We start from the raw sequence: 18,718 nt of genomic DNA on the forward strand, positions 1-18,718 counted from the left end.
CCCCTCGGACGGCGAAGCTTTCTTTAGTTCCTTAGCCTCGCCGCTCCGGCTTGCGCTTCAGGCGCTGCCCACCAGCCCCCGCGCTTTCGACCCCGCCTGGGCCGCATCCACGCCGAACATCGCCTGCAAGGCCAATGCTTTGACGTCGGTGACGGACAACTCCACTTCGCAAGCGAAAGCGCAGTCGCTGATCAGCAGCGGCGCGTCCGCGGCATCGCGCGCGGGCAGCCCATGCGATCCCTTGACCACGCTGGCATCCAGGCCGATCACATCCATCAGGCTGCGCATGCCCAGCGCGCGCTTGGCCAGCCGGCTGGCCACGGCCAGCTTGGGGAAGCGGATGCTCGGGTCGATGAACAGCTCCGCCGGGTCGTAGCCGGGCTTGCGGTGGATGTCCACCGTGCGCGCGAAATCCGGCGCCCTGGCATCGTCCAGCCAATAGTAATAACTGAACCAGGCGTCATCCTCGGACAACGCGACGAAATCCCCGGCGCGCTCGTGATTCAGGCCCAGCTCGCCGCGCGCGCGCCCTTGCCACACCCCCGCCACGCCCGGGATGGACCGCAGCGCCTCCTCCACTTCGGCGGCCTTGCGCGCGCCCAAACCGGGCTGCAAATAGACATGAGCGATCTGGTGGTCCGCCACGGCGAACGCCTGGCATTGGCTGGGGTCCAGAATCTCCGCGCCCGCCTCATGCCGCACCTGCAGCAGGCCCGCTTCGCGCAGATGGCGGTTCAGATGCACCGCGCGTCTCACCGGGGTGATGCCGTACTCTGACACCACCATCACCTGATAGCCCCGCTCTCGCGCATGAGCGATCAAATCCCCCGCCACCGCGTCGATGTCCCGCAAGGACTGCCGCACCGCGGGATGCCCCAGATCCGGTCCGTAGCGCTGCAGATCGTAATCCAGATGGGGAAGGTAGCTCAGCAACAGGCTGGGGCGAAAATCGGCCATCGCCAGCTTGCTGGCTTCGGCGATCCAGCGGCTGGACGCGATGGAGGTGGCCGGTCCCCAGAAATGGAACAAGGGAAACGGACCCAGCTCCGCCGTCAGCCGGTCCCGCCATTCGGCGGGCCTGGTGTGGCAATCGGGCAGCTTGCGGCCATCAGCCTTGTAAATGGGACGCGGCGTCGCGCCGAAATCATGGCTGGACGCCATGTTGTACCACCAGAACAGGTTGGCGCAGGAAAAGTCCGGGTCGTGCCGCTTGCCCGCCTCCCACAAGCGCTCGCCGTGGACCAGGCGGTTGGACTGGCGCCAGAACCAGACCTCCGCCAGCTCGCGGAACAGCCAGCCATTGCCGACGATGCCGTGCTGCTCCGGCATCAGCCCAGTCAACATGCTCGCCTGCACAGAACAGGTCACCGCCGGCACTATGCTGTTCAAAGTCCTGACTGCGCCCTGGCCGGCAAACTCGGCCAAGCGGGGCGTGTGCTCCCCGATGAGGCGCGATGTCAGGCCAACGATATCGAGCAGAAGCAGCGGTTGCATACATCCACCTTTCCCTTATCACGCGACTTGCGGCGGCCCGGACAAGAAACGCGCGGCGACACGGCCTAATCTGCCGTCTGGCCCGCCCCGCCCGGAGACCACCGCCCTGGCCTAAGCTGCCGATATAGGCATTTAGATACCAATAAACTCCACAATAGGATCAAAACAGCCAATCGTCATTGAAATTATTGAAACCCTCCCCTAGAAATACAGCTGATGCTCGCATCCTTCCCGTATTCGCCGTCCCGCCGCATCGCAAAGCCGCTCAAGACCGTAGCAACCTTATCGAGGAGCTATCGCATGAGTTATCTCCAGTACCCCCGCCTGGCCTTCTCCGGCCTGTTCCAATCCGATGTCTCCACCGTCAACAACGATCCGCGCCATTTCGACAACGCCACCTTTGAACAGCGCTTCCAGGAGCCGCGTTACCAGCCCCCCGTGCAGGAAGACGCCGGCGGCGCTCAGGTCTCGATCAACAACGGCTGGTGGAACCCTTGGGGCACCGGCATCTTCGGGCTGAAGAATTGCGTGGTGCAATCGGCGCTGGGACCGGATGGCCAGGAAATCCTGAGCAGCGGCGAAGACGCCGCTGTCGGCCTGCTCGTGGGCAACGCCAACGACCAGCCTTCCGGCAAGATGGTGGACCTGGACCCGGACTGGCAACTGGCTTCCTGTATTTACGGCCAAGTGATCACCCTGCGCTCCGCCAATGGACAAGTGCTGATGCGCGGCCAATACGCGCCCAACCCCTTCCGCGACCTGTGGTTCAACCGGGTGGGGAATATATCGGGCGACAGCGCGGCCTCCGCCATCTGGCAGACTCAGCTCACCCATGTGGAATGGGATCTGGACAAGATCGACAGCCCGGTGCTGCATGCCCTGAAAGCCATCTGCGAGCAACAGGGCAATATCCTGTCGTTGCGGCTGACCACTTACGGCTACGACGACGACTTGGGCGAAAGCTTCTTCTCCTACGGCATCCTGCTGGGCGCCATCGGCCCCGCTTATGAGACCGAACCGGAATCCTTCATTCTGGGCCGCCGCTTCATTCCCGCCAATAATCTGCTGCCGTCCGACGCTTACCAGCCGCAAGACTATGTTCCCAATGTCGGCTGGTTCAGCGCGCAAGTGGTGACAAACGACAAAACCCAAAGCAGCACTCTGTACGTGGACCTCAGCAACGCGCTGCCCTTGGTCTACAAACCCTCCCAAACTCCGCCAGACGGCAGTCGCCCAAGGCCTGTAAGCACGCCGGAAACGACTTACGAGGTAGACATTCTCTGCGGCAGGGGCAGCGGCAATCCAGCAGCCCCTAAAGAAGGCAATAGCCAACAGCTGTGGCAGCAACCCCTGATCATCGCTCAATTGACGTCGCAGACGCTGCCGACCAGTCCTTATCTGCAGCCGGGACAAACCGTTCCGGCTCCCGCAGCTGCGCAATATCAGCCACTGGCGACCATCGACATCAGCAATGCCAATCTGCTCAGCCGCAGCGGCATTGTCGCAGTGCCGATTCCTGCATCCATGCAACCGAGCATCAACCAACTGCCGCTGGCATTGCTGACTTCAGCCAATCCCAACACCGGCATCGCCTTGCTATTGTGCTGCGAAGGAAGCGGCGGCTGGGAAGTGCGCGCCGACCAATTCGCGCTGCGCCTTGACCCCAACGACGCGGAGGCCAACGTTTTGGACTCCGACGTTTACGTCGCGCAATATGGCGTGCCGCTGGCCAATGGCGACGTCACCCTGGCCGTCACCTCCACCGGTCCCCAAGTGGATGTGGGCGACTGTCCCTCCGACACCCCGCCGGAAACAACGCCCAAGGCTCCGGCTCCCACCTTCAACGTGCCGGCGGAGCAAGTCCGCTTCGCCCAGAACACTGCGCGCACCGATGCCAACGGCATGGTGAAGCTTACCTTCAATGGCCCGCTGGCCCTGGGTTACCCCCGCTATTACATCGATGGCCAGCTGTTCAACTATGCCTACAACTTCGCGTCCGATCCCTCCCCCCCCAAGTCGGCGGCGCCGCAGCCTACGGTACAGCAGATGTTCGACCAGTACGTGATCGTCGTCCGCTCCACCTATGTGGTTCCCGATACGGTCACCTGGGAAGACGTGCAGCCCATCCTGCAACAATACGCCAACCTGTATCCGGTGATGAGCCAAGGCCTGTTCGACTTCTCCAAGAAGGAACAGGCGGACGCCAACGCCTTCATCCTCAAGTTCGTGCTGGACAAACCGGATGACGACCCGGACCAGATGCCGGTCACGCGGGATCTGTCCAGCAGCAAGCGCCAGGCGCTGATCAAGTATTTCGACAGCGTGCTGCAGGAACAAGGCCGCCCTCCCAGCATGCTGGACATGTTCGGCAAGCGTTGCCCCACCCGAGGCGGAGGTTCTCAAAAAGACTGCCCTCAAGGCTCCGTCAGCTACGGCAAGCCCGACTGCCCGGCTAAATAACCGAGCTTCCACTTCGAAAGGGTACCAATATGCTGCGCATCAAACAGAGCATCATCAATCAATTGCTGAAGGGCTGTAGCCTGGATGAACTGAAGAAAGCCGTGACTACCGCGATCGCGCTTGAGTTCTCCACCATCCCCCCCTATCTGACCGGACTGTTTTCCATCATGCCCGGCAGCAATCAAAGAGCCTCCGCCCTGATTCAATCCATCGTCACCGAGGAAATGCTGCACCTGACGCTGGCCTCCAACATCCTGATCGCCATCGGGGGCAATCCGGACATCGTCGCCATCGGCCGCTCCCTGGTTTATCCGGGACCCTTGCCGGACCAGATCGACAACGATCTGCAAGTGGGGCTGGCCGCGCTCAGCAAACCGCAGCTGAAAAAAGTGTTCATGGCGATAGAACGCCCGGAAACCAAACCGGGGGAAATCCTGCCTGGCGAGGAAGCGCCGCAACCCACGCCGGTCGACCCCGGCGAGTTCGGCTCCATCGGCCAGTTCTACAAGGCTCTGCTGACCGCCCTGGCCATCGCCAACGCCAACAATCCGGGACTGTTCTCCACCCCTAGGCTGGAACAGCAGCTCGACATCAGCAAGTGGTTCCCGCCGGTCCCCACCGCGCCGGCGAATGGTCAGATCCGCAATCTCGACGATGCGGCGATGGCGATCAACACCATCATCATCCAAGGCGAAGGCATCGAAACTGGAGGCGAGAGCCAGGGGAATCTCGAAGGCCAGAGAATCGAGGGCAAACTCAGGAAGGCAAATCTGAATGAATCGATCCTGCCGCGGCATCGTCACGGCGGAAACGGAGGCGTGTCCGTCGAGAATGTCAGCCCTGGCGACGGTGACGGCAGCTACGCGCACTATTTTAAATTCGGCGAGATCTTTTACGGCCGCGAGCTGATGCCAGACCCCGAAGCCGTATCGGGCTGGTCCTACAACGGCGCGCCGGTGCCGCTGGATGAAAGCCAGATCTACAACTTCCTGCCCAACGCCGCCGTCAGCGATTACCTGCCCGGCTCATCCGCCTCCGTCGCCGCCCAACGCTTCTACGATGCCTACCAAATGCTGCTGACCAGCCTGAATCAGGTGTTCAACGGCAAACCGGCAGCCATGGACCGGGCGATGGGCCTGATGTACCAGTTGAAGCTGCAAGCACAGCAGGTCGCGCAATGTCCGGTCGGCGGCAATGCGTCCAACCTGATGGCGGCCCCGCCATTCATGCTGATCCGTTGATCCCCCGTGGCTACGCGCTCCCGCCAGCCTTCCGGAACGCGTAGCCTTCGAACAAGGAGATGCCGATGAAACTGGCCGGAACAGACCCTGTTCGCCTACTCCCGACCTCCCGCGACGCAGCAGCGGATGCCCGACCGGATTCGCATCAACGTTTGCAACTAAACCATGACTTCAGCGTGATCCACACCCGCGACGCCTTCGCCGCGGACAACCCCGCCCTGCTTCAGGTCCTGCGCCGCCGCGAGCCCGCCAAGCGGCATCGCCTGGCGGTTTTCATCGACGACGGCGTGCTGCGCGCCTGCCCGGAACTGCCGCAGCGCATCCGCGGCTACGCGGACACCCACGCCGCCCACCTGGAAATAGCCGGGGAGATCGTGCCGCTGCCGGGCGGAGAAGCCTGCAAGAACGATCCCCTGCACCTGTGGTTGCTGCTGCAGGCCCTGGCCGACCGCAATATAGACCGCCACTCCTACGCGCTGGCCATAGGCGGCGGCGCGGCGCTGGACACAGTCGGCCTGGCCGCGTCGCTGTTCCATCGCGGCGTGCGCCACATCCGCCTGCCGTCCACGGTGCTGTCCCAAGCCGACAGCGGCGTCGGCGTGAAAAACGCCATCAACTGGAACGGGCAGAAAAACCTGATCGGCAGCTTCGCCGTGCCCTGGGCCGTGATCAACGACGCGGCGCTGATCGATGGTTTGCCCGCGCGCGAGAAGCGCGCCGGCATGGCCGAGGCGGTGAAGGTGGCGCTGATCCGCGACGCGTCATTCTTCCGCTGGCTGGAAGCCCGGGCCGACGCGCTCGCCCGCTTCGAGCAGCCAGACCTGGAGGAACTGATACAACGCTCGGCGGCGCTGCACCTGCGCCAGATCACCCAGGGCGGCGACCCATTCGAGCAGGGCTCGGCTCGCCCGCTGGACTACGGCCATTGGATCGCCCACAAACTCGAGCGGCTGAGCGCCCATGCGCTGAACCACGGCGAAGCCGTGGCCATAGGCATCGCCTGCGACGCGCGCTATTCGGCGTTGGCCGGACTGCTGCCCGCGGGAGACGAGGCCCGCGTCTGGCGACTGCTGCGCGCGCTGGGCTTCGAGCTATGGCACGAACAGCTGCTGGCCCAAGACGAGCATGGCCGGCTGGCGCTACTGCAAGGCCTCGGCGAATTCCGCGAACACCTAGGCGGCGCTCTGTGCGTGACCCTGCTGGAAGAGCTGGGCCGCGGCCGGGAGGTAAACACCGTAGATGGCGAGCGCGTCATGCAAAGCATCCTCTGGCTGCAGCAACGGCACGCCGCCCCTTCGCCCGATGCCCGCGCCGGCGTCAACGAAACGGTCTGCGGAGCCGGAAGATGAAGCTGGCGCACCTGCCCCTGCCCGCGCATCTTTCCTATTGCACCAATATCCATGCCGGCGACAGCCTGGCCGAGGTCGAGGCCAGCCTGGATGATTTCCTGCCGGCGATCCGCGCCCATCTGGAGGAATGGCGGGCGCTGGCCCCCGACGCGCCATTCGGCCTGGGGCTGCGGCTGTCCGCCCAGGCGGCGGAAAGCCTGCTGCAGCCAGACATGCTGCGCGCCTTCGCCGCCCGGCTGGAGTCGCTGCATGCCTATGTGTTCACCATCAATGCCTTCCCTTGGGGAAACTTTCATCAGAAACCGGTGAAGCAGGCGGTCTACCAGCCCGACTGGCGCAGTGGCCAGCGCGCCGCTTACACCGTCCATTGCGCGCGGACGCTGGCCGCGCTGCTGCCTGCGGACGTGGAAGGAAGCATCTCCACCGTGCCCCTGGGTTTCGCCGAAAGGGACCGCGCGGCGGCGATGGCGGACTCGCTGCCGCAACTGCGGCTAGCCGTGCTGGAGCTCAACCGGCTGATGCGCGAAACCGGCAAGGAAATCGTTCTGGCGCTGGAGCCGGAGCCCGCCTGTCTGCTGGAAAACGCCGCCGACGCATTGCATTTTTTCCAGCGATATTGGTTTGCCGAGGACAACCTGGCGCAACTGGCCCGACAGGCTGGCTGCGCGCAGCCCGAAGCCCGGCGGCTGGCGCAGCGCCATCTGGGTGTCTGCTACGACGTCTGCCACGGCGCGATTGAATTCGAAGACCCATGCGCGGCGCTGGCCGGGCTGCTCAACGCCGGCATCCGCATCGCCAAGATCCAGCTATCCTGCGCCCTCAGGGTGGAGGAGATGGATGCGCGCGCCGCGCTTCAGCTGCAGGCCTTCGACGACGGGGTTTACCTGCATCAGGTGGTCAGACGCAATGCGTCCGGCCTGCAGCGCCACCCGGACTTGCCGCAGGCGCTGAGCCTGCCGCTCGACGCCATCCGGCGGGAATCATGGCGCGTGCACTGCCACGTGCCGCTGTTTTGGCAAGCACAGCCGGAAGCGGGCCTAGCCAACACCCGCGACAGCCTGGACGCGGTGCTCGGCCTGCTGCGCCGGCAAGCCATCAGCCCCCATCTCGAAGTGGAAACCTACACCTGGGACGTGTTGCCGCCCCAATTGCGCGAAATACCCAAGGCCCAGGCGATCGCGCTCGAATTGCACACCGTCATGAAGGAGCTGCGCCATGAGCGCTGACGCCATTTCATCGATGCCGGCCTGGCTGCGCCTGGGCCGCGTTTCCAACCTGCCCACCGTGCTCAGCAACGCGCTGGCCGCCGCGCTGCTGGGCGCCGCGTCCGGCGGACAAGCATTAAGCTCGGCAAACCTGGCGGCCCTGCCCCCGTTGATGCTGTCGATGTGCCTGTTTTACATGGGCGGCATGTACCTCAACGACGCCTTCGACCGCGAAATCGATGCCCGCGAACGTCCCCAGCGCCCCATTCCATCCGGCGAAGCCCGCGCGCAAACGGTTTTCGCCTGCGGCTTCGGCATGCTGCTGGCCGGCTGGCTGCTGCTGGGGCTGTACGGCAACAATCACAGCCGCTTTTACGGCGCGCTGCTGGCATCAAGCATCGTGCTCTACAACGTCTGGCATAAGGACAATCCCTGCAGCCCGCTGCTGATGGGCGCCTGCCGCGCCCTGCTCTGCCTGTGCGTCGGCTCGGCCTTCGCCGGCGGCACCCCGCCGCTGCTCTGTCTGGCGGCTGCCCTGCTGCTGGCGCATATCGTTGGACTCAGCCACGCCGCCAAGCAGGAAAGCCTGGACCGCATCGGCGCCCTCTGGCCGCTTGCTGTGCTCGGCCTGCCGCCATTGGCTTACTTGCTGCTGGCCCTGGTCCGGTTCATCACCGACGAAACCGCTCAAGCCTGGCATGCCTTGGCGCTGGCCGCGCTGCTAGCCGCCGCTCTGGTCGCCGCGCTCGCACTCGCCGTGGCGCGGCTGATCAAGCGATCCGCTCCCGGCGCGGTCGGACAGGCGGTGGCGCGGATGATCGCCGCCGTCAGCCTGCTGGACGGCCTGGCCCTGGCCGCCTGCCTGCCGCAGCCCGCGCCCGCGGCCATCCTCGGCTGCGTGGCGGCCTATTTCGCCACGCGCTTCCTGCAAACCTATATCCCGGGAACCTGAACATGCGCAGCGACACTCAAGACCCGACTCTCGCCCCCCACACCCTTCCCGCCTCAGACGCATGGAGCGCCTGGCAACCCCGCATGCGCGCCTGGCAAGAGCTGCTGCAAGGCTGGCTGAGCGCCCGAGCCGACGGCGACTGGTACGCGCGGCAATGCCAGGATCTGGCCCACGCCACCGCGGGCGACCGCCCGCTGAACCTGCTGTTCAAAGCGATGGGCATCGCGCCGCGCAAGCTGGGCAAACAAGACCTGGCGCTCAGCGAGGCGGAACAGCGCCAGGCCCGCGCCTTGCAGCCCGGCTTCGACTCCATTCGCTGGAGCGTGGATCAGGCGGCCCGCGTCGGTTTGATACTGGCCGCGTCCGGCAATCTGCCCGATGGGGCGGCCTTCGCAGCCCTGCTCGACGAGCTGGCGAATCAGGGCGACATCCAGGAACAGATCGCCCTGTATCAGGGATTCGCCCTGTATCCGCAAGATCCCGCCTTGCTCGCGCGCGCCGGCGAAGCCGTGCGCAGCGGCATCCGTCCGGTCTTCGCCGCCTTCGCGCTGCGCGATCCCTGGCCGCAAGCGATGCTGCCGCAAGCGGCGTGGAATCAGATGGTGGTCAAAACCTTCTTTCTGGACTTGCCGCTGTGGCCGATTCAGGGGCTGGCTGATCGCGCCAATCAGGATTTGGGCGAAATCCTGTGCGACCTGGCGGCGGAGCGCGCCGCCGCCGGCCGCGGCCTGAACCTGGAACTCTGGCGCCTGCTGGCGCTATGCCCCGGCGAGCGCGGACACGCGCTGCTGCGCCGGCAATACGCCGACACCCGTCCCGGCACGCATGAGATGTACGCCTTGCAACTGGCGGCGAGGGAAAGCCCGCATGCAGATGTCCGGGCACTGGCGCCTGTCGGACTACCCGGCATCGAATTCAGCGACGAATGGGAACGGCTGGCCCAGTGGCGGGAATGAATCCAACAAGGGGGAAACCAGATGAGCGACATCCAGCAAGCAATCGAAGAAATGTTTTCCGACCGCAGCGCGGCCTGCCCCTGCTGCGGGTCGACATTGAGTCCGGAAATGCTGCGAGGCCTGCTGCGGCAAGCCTCGCAGCGGCAACAGGAGCGCCAGTCGCGTCACCACCTCTCTCCGGGCGCGAGCGGCATGCTGATAGACCCGCACGCCCACATGATCGCGCGCACCACCGACGACTACGAGGCGATGGCCGCCAGCGGCGTCGTCGCCGTGATCGAACCGGCATTCTGGCTGGGGCAGGCGCGCACCAACGTGGGCAGCTTCATCGATTACTTCTCTACCATCGCCGGCTTCGAGCGCTTCCGCGCCGCGCAGTTCGGCATCCGCCACTACTGCGCGATCGGCCTGAATCCCAAGGAGGCCAACAACCGCGAACTCGCCGACGCCGTGCTGGATCTCCTGCCGCGCTACCTGGGCAAGGAAGGCGTGGTGGCCTTGGGGGAAATCGGCTACGACGAGCAGACCGAGCAGGAAGACCGCGCCTTCCGAGCGCAAATCGAGCTGGCCCAGGAATTCGACCTGCCCATCATGATCCACACGCCGCACCGCGACAAAAAACGCGGCACCAAGCGGACGATGGATACGCTGGAAGCCTGCGGCTTCGATCCCGCGCGCTGCGTGATCGACCACAACAACGAGGAAACGGTGCAGGAAGTTCTGGATCGCGGCTATTGGTGCGCGTTCACGATCTACCCCTCAACCAAGATGGGCAACGACCGTCTGGCTGCCATCGTCGAGCGCTACGGCCCGGAACGCATCATTGTCGACTCCGCCTGCGATTGGGGCGTGTCCGACCCGCTGGCCGTCGCCAAGTCGGCGCGCATCATGGCCGCCCACGGCCTCGACGAAGCCGTGATACGGCAGGTGGTCTACCACAATGCGCTGGCGGTCTACGGCCTGAGCGGCGAAATGAGCGAAACCGACTGGCTGGAACCCGCGCCGGTGGATCAGCGCACGCTGTACGGCGGCAATTCGGTATTGCGCGGCCAGGCGCCGCGAGTGGACCAGGACAACCCCGACCGCATCGTGTGACGGCGGAACCTTCCCAAAGGAAACGGCATGACAAGCAGACAGAGCAACCCCGTGAGCCTGGTTTCGCAATGGTTCATCCGCCACGGCTGCGTCGAACAAGTGCTGTCGGCGCTGCCCGCCTATGTGCAGGAAGTGATGGAGGAGCCGGGAACGCTGATCTATCTGGTTCACGCCCCGCTGCCGGAAAACAATCCCAATCCCTTGCTGCAATCGCTGCCGCCCGCCGTGCGCCCCAGCCTGCTGTTCTTCGAAGAATATGCCAGCGAAGACGCTTTTCTGGCCCATGTCAAAGGCCCGGCCTTCACCGCTTTCGTCGACAAATACGGCCAGTGCTTCATCAGCAGCGATGGCCATCCCTATAACACGGTCACCTTCCTGCGCCGCGAACAGGGCTTCATCCGCGGCCTGGACAGCCGTTCTCCGCAAGCCGAGCAGATCGGCAGCCTGAACCGGCACCCGGCGGTGATGTTTGAAATCATCGCCAGGGATCAGGACAAATCCAAGGCGTTCTATAGCGAGGTGTTCGGCTGGCGCTACCAGAACGGCGGCTCCGGCTTCGCCTATGTGCACTTCCCGCTGCAATTGCGCACCTTGCTGGGCGGCATCGGCCAATCCGAGAAAGGCGTGCCCGGCATGGAGCCGGGACACAGCTTCTATTTGCTGGTGGAAGACTTGCCGCTGGCGATAGACCGCGCGCTGGCCGCCGGCGGCAGTCCGCACATGCCGATCACCAGCGTGGACGGCTACACTTTCGCCATGGTCAAAGATCCGGAAGGCAACCCGATCGGCCTGCTGCAGGCGGTCTGAACGCGGGCGGCCTTCGCGCCCCAAGCCCTGTCCGCGAGGCGCGAAAACGGAACCGCCGGTACTGGCCGCGCGGCGCTTCAAACTTGCCTCCCCCCGCCTCCTGCTAGCGGCGCGCTTCCGGTCCCACCGGCAGCCGGCCCGACATCTTCACTTCGCGCAGCGACAGGCTGGAGCGGATGGACGACACGCCTGGCAGTTCGCGCAGCACGTCGCGCACGAAGACGCCAAACGCCTCCAGATCCTCGGCGACCACCTGCAGCAGGTAGTCGCACTCGCCAGTCAGGTTATGGCAGGACAGTACCTCCGGAATCGCCTGCACCCGCTCCTCGAAACGCAGCGGCGCTTCGCCGATGTGGCTGCCGAAGCCGATCTGCACGAAGGCGAGTACCCCGTAGCCCAGTTTCTTGCGGCTCAGCACCGCCTGATATCCCTCGATATAACCATCGGCCTCCAGCCGCTTCAGCCTGCGCCAGCACGGCGTCTCGCTCAGCGCCACCTGCTCGGCCAGCTTCGCATTGGACAGCCGTCCGTCCTTCTGCAACAAGGCCATTAGAGTGAAATCCACATCATCAAGGTCTGATTTTGGAAGATTCATTTATTCACAGCGCTATTAATAAAAGAGTCTTTTCAAATCTAACGCGACAACGCAAGAGAAAGCAAAGCAATTTCACCTCGCCGGGCGCACACTAGCCGCATCGCCTTCCTGTGCCGGAGCCCGCCATGCTGTCCTTGTCCGTGTTGTCGCTCTACCTTGCCGCCCTTGTCGCCGTCTACATATTGCCTGGCCCGGACATGGCGCTGGTGATGGCCACCTCGGCCAGCCGCGGCGTCGGCGCCGGCTTGCTGACCGCGCTCGGCATCGCCGCCTCCCGCTTTCTGCATGTGATGATGTCCGGCCTGGGGCTCGCCGCGCTGATGGCCACCCATCCGCTGCTGTTCGACGCGGTGCGCTGGGTCGGCGCCGGCTATCTGCTATGGCTGGCATGGAAGGTGGTGCGCGCCAAGCCGGCGCCAGAAGATGCGCCCCAAACGACCGAGTCAGGCCGCGCGGCGATCGCGCGCGGTTTTCTGACCAATCTGCTCAACCCCAAGGCGCTGATGTTCTGCGCCCTGTTCCTGCCCCAGTTCGTCTCGCCGGCGCACGGCGCGGTGCTGCCGCAGTTCGCGCTGCTCGCGGTCATTCTGGTTGCGGTGGGACTGTGTTTCGACACCGCCTACGCCTTCGCCGCCTGCGGCATCGCCCGCCGTCTGAAGGGCCGCGGCCCGGCGGCGAAGCTGCAGAAAGGCCTGCTCGGCGGCGTGTTCGTGCTGATGGCCGGCCGGTTGATCTTCGGCTGACGCCGTTGAACCACGCCGCCACCTGCCGGGGCGATGACAAAGAGCCATCCGAGGATGGCTCTTTGTCCGTTCAAGTCGAGGATGCGGCCAAGGCCGGATAGTCGGTCAGCCCGCGCGCGCCGCCGCCGAACAAGGTCGCGCGGTCATGCGCCGCCAAGGGCGCGCCGGTGCGCAAGCGCTCCGGCAGATCCGGGTTGGCGACAAAAGGCCGGCCGAAGGCGATCAGATCGGCCCAACCGGCGGCTATCGCCTCCCTCGCCCGCGCCGCGGTGTACTTGCCGGCATAGATCAACACGCCGGGAAAGGCCGCGCGCAGCTTCTGCTTGAAGGCCGCCGGCATCAGCGGCGCGTCGTCCCAGTCCGCCTCGGCGATGTGCAGATAGCCTACGCCCAGCTCGCCGAGCAACTTGGCAGCGGCGAGATAAGTGGTTTCCGGATCGTCGTCGACGCAGCCGTTCAGCGTGGTCAGCGGCGCCAGACGGATGCCGACGCGCGACGCGTCGCCGCAGCCGTCTATCAGCGCCTGCGCGACTTCGCCGAGGAAGCGCAGGCGGTTCTCCAGCGAGCCGCCGTACTCGTCGGTCCGGCTATTGGCGTTCGAGTCTATGAACTGGTTCACCAGATAGCCGTTCGCGCCGTGCAGCTCCACGCCGTCGAAACCCGCGGCCATCGCGTTGCGGGCCGCCGCGCGGTACTGGTCTACCACATCGCCGATCTCATCGACGCTCAAGGCGCGCGGCGCGGAAGCCTGGACGAAGCCCGGCGTGCGGCCGTCTTCGCCGGCGATGAACACGTTCACGCCCACCGCCTGGATAGGAGACGACGACACCGGCTGTCCGCCGCCGAGCAGGCTCGCGTGGCTCAGCCGACCGACGTGCCACAGTTGGGCGAAGATGCGGCCGCCGGCGGCATGCACGGCGTCGGTCGTCTTGCGCCACCCAGCCACTTGCGCCGGCGTGTGGATGCCCGGCGTCCACGCATAGCCCTTGCCTAGCGGCGCGATATACGTGCCTTCGCTGACGATCAGGCCGGCTCCGGCGCGTTGCGCGTAGTACTCAGCCATCAACGCATTGGCTTCGTCGCCGGGCTGGCTGGCGCGCGAGCGCGTCATCGGCGGCATCACGATGCGGTTAGGCAGCGCCAGCGTACCCAGCCGCAGCGGTTGAAACAAAGGGTCTTGCATCATGGTGCTTGTCCTGTCGATGCCGCGGCCCTCCGGCCGCGGGCGGGTGGATTCAGGTGGGCGCGGCGCGCTCAATCCCATTGCGGCGCCAGGCCGTCGGGGCTCACTTCGCGGCCGTTTCGCTCCAGCGCGGCGATCTGCGCCATCTCCTCCTCGCTCAGGCGCAGGTTTTGCGCCAGCAGATTGCCGGCCAGATTCTCGCGTTTGGTGGACGACGGAATCACCGAGTAACCCAGTTGCAACGCCCATGCCAACGCAACCTGGGCCGGCGTGGCCCCGCGCCGCCGCGCGATGGCGGCGATCGCCGGATCGCCCAGCACCTTGCCGTAGGCCAGGGTCATATAGGAGGTGACATGGATGCCTTCGCTTTGCAGGAAGTCGGCCAGCTTGCGGTTTTGCAGATACGGGCTCAGTTCGATCTGGTTAGTCGCGATCGCGTCCTTGCCCACCGCGGCGATGGCCTGCCGGGTCAGTTCGATATTGAAGTTGGAGATGCCGATCCGGCGCGTCAGGCCCTTGGCCTGGGCGTCGGCCAGCGCGGTCATGAATTCCTCGACCGATACGCCATTGCCCGGCGCCGGCCAGTGGATCAGCGTCAGATCGACATAATCGGTGCGCAGCTTGGCGAGGCTGTCCTCCAGGCTGGGCAGCAGCTTGTCCTTGGCATAGTGGTCCACCCAGATCTTCGTCGTCAGGAACAGATCGTCGCGACGCACGCCGGAAGCGGCGATCGCCTCGCCCACCTCGGCCTCGTTACCGTAGATCTGGGCGGTGTCTATCGCGCGGTAGCCAAGCTCGAGGCCGTTGCGGACCGAGTCGATGACGACCTGGCCTTGCAGGCGGAAAGTGCCGAGGCCGAAAGCGGGGATAGTGCTCATAGTGTGTTTTCCCTGGAAGTGATGGGTCGAAAAAGCCGATGGGCGCTTGCGCGTTTCCCATCGCGAAAGGTGGCGAAAATCAGCATTGCGTTTGAAAGACCGCGTCTAGGCGGCAGGAGCGTCCGCCAGCTGGCCATGCCCGCGCAGGCTGTCGCGACGGTCCAGCGCGCCGCTCAGCGCAGTCAAGGCGAACGCGCCCAGCGTCACCGCCGCCGCGATCCACGGCGTATGGCCCAGCCCGATGCGCTCGACGATCAAACCGCCCAGCGAAGAGCCGCCTGCGACGCCGAGATTGAACGCGGCGATGTTGAAGCCCGACGCGACATCCGCGGCCTCCGGCGCGAAACGCCGCGCCTGCTTGACCACATAGACCTGCAGGCCCGGCACATTGCCAAAGGCCACCGCGCCCCAAGCCAGCATCGTCAGCACCGCCAGCCAGGCGATATGGACGGTGAAGGTCAGCGCCAGCAACACCAGCGCCAGCAGCAGGAAGATCCGCTTCAGCGCCTTGACCGGGCCGGCGCGGTCCGCCAGCCTGCCGCCCCAGACATTGCCGAAAGCGACCGATGCGCCGTAGCCAACCAAGGCCAGGCTGACTTGCGTCGGCGTGAGGCCGGCGATCTGTTCCAACAACGGCGCCATATAGGTGAAAGCGATCAAGGAACCGCCGTAGCCGACCGCCGTCATCGCGTACACCAGCAACAGGCGCGGCTGCATCAGCGCGCGGAATTGCCGGGCCAGCGGCGCGGACACGGTCTGCGCGAGCCTGCGCGGCATGAAGGCCATCACGCCGGCCAAAGCCAGCAGGCCGAACAAGGCGACGATCAGGAAAGTGGCGCGCCAGCCGAAGTGCTGGCCGATGAAGGTGCCGAGCGGAATGCCGGCGACGAAGGCGACGGTCATCCCGCTGAACATGGTGGCGATCGCGCTGGCGGCTTTCTCTTTCGGCACCAGCGTGGTGGCGATGATGGAGCCCACCGAGAAGAACACGCCGTGGGCGAGGCCGGTGAGAATGCGCGCGACGATCGGCGACTCGTAGCCGGGCGAAAGCCAGGCGACCAGGTTGCCGACGGTGAACAGCGCCATCAGCGCGGCGAGCAGCGTCTTGCGCGGCACGCGGCCGGTCAACGCGGTCAGCAGCGGCGCGCCGACGGCGACGCCGAGCGCGTACAAGCTGACCAGCAGGCCGGCGGAAGGCAGGCCCACCTGGAGATCGGCCGCGATGGTCGGAATCAGGCCGACGATGACGAACTCGGTCGTCCCGATGGCGAAAGCGCCGATAGTCAGCGCGAGTAGAGCGAGTGGCATGTTGAACATCCATTGGTCCGGAAGGAATGGATGCAGTGTGCCCGCTTTACTTTTGCGCAAAAACCGGCTTATAAACGAAATTATCTTGAATTAAATTCAACAATGAAAGTCACGCTCGACGAGCTCCAGGCCTTCGCCACCGTCGTGGACACCGGTTCCATCACCGCGGCGGCACAGCAACTGGACCTCACCGTCTCGGCGACCAGCCGCTCGCTGTCCCGGCTGGAAGAGAAGCTGAAAACCACGCTGTTGCGCCGGACCACGCGCCGCCTGGAGCTGACCGAAGAGGGACGCGCCTTTCTGCAGAACGCGCGGGCCATCATCGATTCGGTGGACCGCGCCGAGGAACAGATGCTCGCGCGGCGCGACCAGCCATCCGGACGGCTGCGGATCGACGCCGCGTCGCCGTTCATGCTGCACGTGATCGTGCCGCTGGTGCGCGGCTATCGCGAACGCTATCCACAGGTGGAGCTGGAGTTGAACAGCAACGAAGGCATCATCGACCTGCTGGAGCGGCGCACCGACGTGGCGATACGCATCGGCCAGCTGAAGGACTCCACGCTGCACAGCCGCCTGATCGGCCACAGCCGGCTGCGCGTCCTGGCCAGCCCCGCCTATCTGCAAGCCCACGGCCAGCCGCGCGCTGTAGAAGAGCTGGGCGGGCACGCGCTGCTGGGCTTCAACCAGCCCGAGACGCTGAACACGTGGCCGCTGCCGGGCGCGGACGGCGAAGCCTGCCGGATCGAGCCGGCGGTGCGGAGCTCAAGCGGCGAAACGCTCCGGCAACTGGCGCTGGACGGCGCCGGCATCGTCTGCCTGTCGGACTTCATGACCGAACAGGACCGCGAATCCGGCCGCCTGACGGAAATCCTCGCCTCCGACACCCTGGACATGCGCCAACCGATACAGGCCGTCTATTACCGCAACACCGCGGTGTCGTCGCGAATCGCATCCTTCATCGATTACCTGGTCGAGGCGCTAGGCGGCAAGCTTCCGGAACAGCCAGCCGCGAAATGGGCGACCGCCGCGAAATGAAAAAAAGCCTTCCTGAACGGGAAGGCTTTTTTTCATTTAAACAAATTCGTGACACGACCGCCGCTGTCAAATATTCTTACCGCCTACTTCCAGTCCAGCCAGGACCTTATTGCAACGCTCTAGCACATCCGAAGCCTCTTGCGCTCGCTCAGGATATTTAGTAGCAATATTCGTTACCGCCACCTTTACCCATTCAATTACTTCCTTTTTGCTATACATTACCTCACAGGGTTCAATTCCACTTATTTCTTGTAATGCCCAGCAACGCAACGCAGGGACTCCATACTGATCAACAAGCTCATCTCCATCCTCACCTAGCCCATCTATCTCCCAACCGGGATCTCCACCGCAATACCCTCCCAAAGCTGGGTCTATAATACCTCTAATGAAATCATCAAGAGGATTTCTCCCCCAATGCACAGCATTGCCTATGCAATAAAACAAGAGCTCCAATCGATCACCACACTCCACTCGCGGCAAATCATCAGACGGTATATATGAATTGACCATCATCTAGGCTTCTTTGATGGAAACACAGTTCTTACCTGAGCTTGTCCAGTCTTCGTATTAATAGGAACCGGCTTTGTTGCATAAATCAGTCACAGGTGACTTTGTTGCATAACTAATTTTTGTGCCACTGCACGAAAAAGAATCCTGATAAAATTGTCGATAGTGATGTGAAATTTCCCGCCAAAAACCTACGGTGTTTTAGCACAATTTTGCGTTATGCAATAAATCCGCAGCGGCGATTATGCAACAAAGCCCATCAACTATGCCATTTCCTTCTAGTAGGTTAAAATAAAATTTAACAATTCACCAAATTGCTTTTGGCCTTAATCAAGGCTGAAATAAAATCTGTGAGATCCAAGTCAATCACCCCATCCTTCAATGGGAATATTTGAATTCTAACACCCTCCTCCTCAGATTCATAATAAACCTCAGCCAACTGCCGATCACTTTGAAATATTTCAAACACTACATTATCTCGATCAGGCAGACTAGCTATTTGCACCAATAAACTATCACTCATCGCGGCGGCTCCAAGAAACCAATTAATCGACCATTTGAATCATATCGCAAACCTACCCCACTTGACGATACGATATCAGTAACTTCTCCGTACCTTCCTGTGTTTTTAACTACAACTGTCTTATTTGGATCATTCAAAATATCTTGTACAATTTTTTTCCCCTGCTCATTAATTTGCTCAGGACTTCCTTTTGCCTGAGGAAAAGCGCTACCCTCTCGGCTTCCATGCTTCTGCAACGCTCGGCCTGCTAGAGTCAAGTCTCCTTTTTTTGATGCCGGGTCAATAATTGATGCGCCCTCGATAAGCTGATTTTTTGTTTTACCACCAATTTTTACCGGCAGGGTAGGATTAACTCCTTTAATTGTGCCAACCGCAACAGTCAACAGC

18 protein-coding genes are annotated in these 18,718 nt (G+C 63.5%); 10 read left to right on the plus strand and 8 right to left on the minus strand.

The genetic code is table 11. The features are described from left to right. Positions 1-57 precede the first annotated feature (57 nt). Positions 58-1,494, minus strand: a complete 1,437-nt coding sequence (locus tag LQR33_RS01340) for a nucleotide pyrophosphatase/phosphodiesterase family protein (RefSeq protein WP_231467101.1) — start codon at positions 1,492-1,494, stop codon at positions 58-60. Positions 1,495-1,794: 300 nt separating this feature from the next. Between LQR33_RS01340 and LQR33_RS01345 the strand changes: the two genes are divergently transcribed. From LQR33_RS01345 to LQR33_RS01380, 8 genes are all read left to right on the plus strand, one after another. Beyond that, positions 1,795-3,954: a hypothetical protein gene (locus LQR33_RS01345; protein WP_231467103.1), complete on the plus strand. Its 2,160-nt coding sequence runs from the start codon at positions 1,795-1,797 to the stop codon at positions 3,952-3,954. A 29-nt stretch (positions 3,955-3,983) separates the two neighbouring features. Further along, positions 3,984-5,195: a ferritin-like domain-containing protein gene (locus tag LQR33_RS01350; protein WP_231467105.1), complete on the plus strand. Its 1,212-nt coding sequence runs from the start codon at positions 3,984-3,986 to the stop codon at positions 5,193-5,195. A 65-nt stretch (positions 5,196-5,260) separates the two neighbouring features. Then, entirely contained in the window at positions 5,261-6,544 is a 1,284-nt protein-coding gene (locus LQR33_RS01355) for a 3-dehydroquinate synthase (RefSeq protein WP_269326172.1), read from the plus strand. Beyond that, a complete protein-coding gene (eboE, locus tag LQR33_RS01360) occupies positions 6,541-7,770 on the plus strand; it encodes a metabolite traffic protein EboE (RefSeq protein ID WP_231467109.1) in 1,230 nt (409 codons plus the stop codon). The genes LQR33_RS01355 and eboE overlap by 4 nt, the downstream gene beginning before the upstream one ends. After that, positions 7,760-8,701: a UbiA family prenyltransferase gene (locus tag LQR33_RS01365; protein WP_231467111.1), complete on the plus strand. Its 942-nt coding sequence runs from the start codon at positions 7,760-7,762 to the stop codon at positions 8,699-8,701. Before eboE ends, LQR33_RS01365 begins: the two co-directional genes overlap by 11 nt. 83 nt (positions 8,702-8,784) lie before the next feature. Then, positions 8,785-9,657, plus strand: coding sequence for an EboA domain-containing protein (locus LQR33_RS01370; RefSeq protein WP_231467113.1), 873 nt, complete (start codon positions 8,785-8,787; stop codon positions 9,655-9,657). Positions 9,658-9,678: 21 nt separating this feature from the next. Next, positions 9,679-10,752, plus strand: coding sequence for a TatD family hydrolase (locus tag LQR33_RS01375; RefSeq protein WP_231467115.1), 1,074 nt, complete (start codon positions 9,679-9,681; stop codon positions 10,750-10,752). Positions 10,753-10,779: 27 nt separating this feature from the next. Then, positions 10,780-11,559: a VOC family protein gene (locus LQR33_RS01380; protein WP_231467117.1), complete on the plus strand. Its 780-nt coding sequence runs from the start codon at positions 10,780-10,782 to the stop codon at positions 11,557-11,559. A gap of 103 nt (positions 11,560-11,662) precedes the next feature. On the opposite strand, the gene LQR33_RS01385 is transcribed toward LQR33_RS01380, so the two are convergent. Continuing rightward, a complete protein-coding gene (locus tag LQR33_RS01385) occupies positions 11,663-12,154 on the minus strand; it encodes an Lrp/AsnC family transcriptional regulator (RefSeq protein WP_231467119.1) in 492 nt (163 codons plus the stop codon). A gap of 125 nt (positions 12,155-12,279) precedes the next feature. Here LQR33_RS01385 and LQR33_RS01390 point away from each other — a divergent pair, with 125 nt between their 5' ends. Beyond that, positions 12,280-12,897, plus strand: coding sequence for a LysE family translocator (locus LQR33_RS01390; protein ID WP_231467121.1), 618 nt, complete (start codon positions 12,280-12,282; stop codon positions 12,895-12,897). 70 nt (positions 12,898-12,967) lie between these two features. Here LQR33_RS01390 and LQR33_RS01395 read toward each other — a convergent pair whose 3' ends face one another. The 3 genes from LQR33_RS01395 to LQR33_RS01405 all read right to left on the minus strand — a co-directional run bounded on the left by LQR33_RS01395 (position 12,968) and on the right by LQR33_RS01405 (position 16,266). Further along, entirely contained in the window at positions 12,968-14,083 is a 1,116-nt protein-coding gene (locus LQR33_RS01395; protein WP_231467123.1) for an alkene reductase, read from the minus strand. Between the two features lie 68 nt (positions 14,084-14,151). Further along, on the minus strand, positions 14,152-14,958 hold the full coding sequence (gene dkgB, locus LQR33_RS01400) for a 2,5-didehydrogluconate reductase DkgB (RefSeq protein ID WP_231467125.1): 807 nt from the start codon (positions 14,956-14,958) through the stop codon (positions 14,152-14,154). Between the two features lie 105 nt (positions 14,959-15,063). Beyond that, the gene (locus LQR33_RS01405) at positions 15,064-16,266 is read right to left on the minus strand and encodes an MFS transporter (protein WP_231467127.1); all 1,203 of its coding nucleotides are present in this window, start codon (positions 16,264-16,266) and stop codon (positions 15,064-15,066) included. A 102-nt stretch (positions 16,267-16,368) separates the two neighbouring features. Here LQR33_RS01405 and LQR33_RS01410 point away from each other — a divergent pair, with 102 nt between their 5' ends. Further along, positions 16,369-17,301, plus strand: coding sequence for a LysR family transcriptional regulator (locus LQR33_RS01410; protein ID WP_231467129.1), 933 nt, complete (start codon positions 16,369-16,371; stop codon positions 17,299-17,301). Between the two features lie 66 nt (positions 17,302-17,367). On the opposite strand, the gene LQR33_RS01415 is transcribed toward LQR33_RS01410, so the two are convergent. The 3 genes from LQR33_RS01415 to LQR33_RS01425 form a co-directional block, all read right to left on the minus strand. Next, a complete protein-coding gene (locus tag LQR33_RS01415) occupies positions 17,368-17,814 on the minus strand; it encodes a hypothetical protein (RefSeq protein WP_231467131.1) in 447 nt (148 codons plus the stop codon). Positions 17,815-18,106: 292 nt separating this feature from the next. Further along, positions 18,107-18,331: a hypothetical protein gene (locus tag LQR33_RS01420; RefSeq protein WP_231467133.1), complete on the minus strand. Its 225-nt coding sequence runs from the start codon at positions 18,329-18,331 to the stop codon at positions 18,107-18,109. Then, positions 18,328-18,718: hypothetical protein (locus LQR33_RS01425; protein ID WP_231467135.1), on the minus strand; the 391-nt coding region annotated here is incomplete at its 5' end. The genes LQR33_RS01420 and LQR33_RS01425, both read right to left, overlap by 4 nt.

The organism is Chromobacterium piscinae (assembly GCF_021129175.1).
Taxonomy (GTDB): Bacteria; Pseudomonadota; Gammaproteobacteria; order Burkholderiales; family Chromobacteriaceae; genus Chromobacterium; species Chromobacterium piscinae.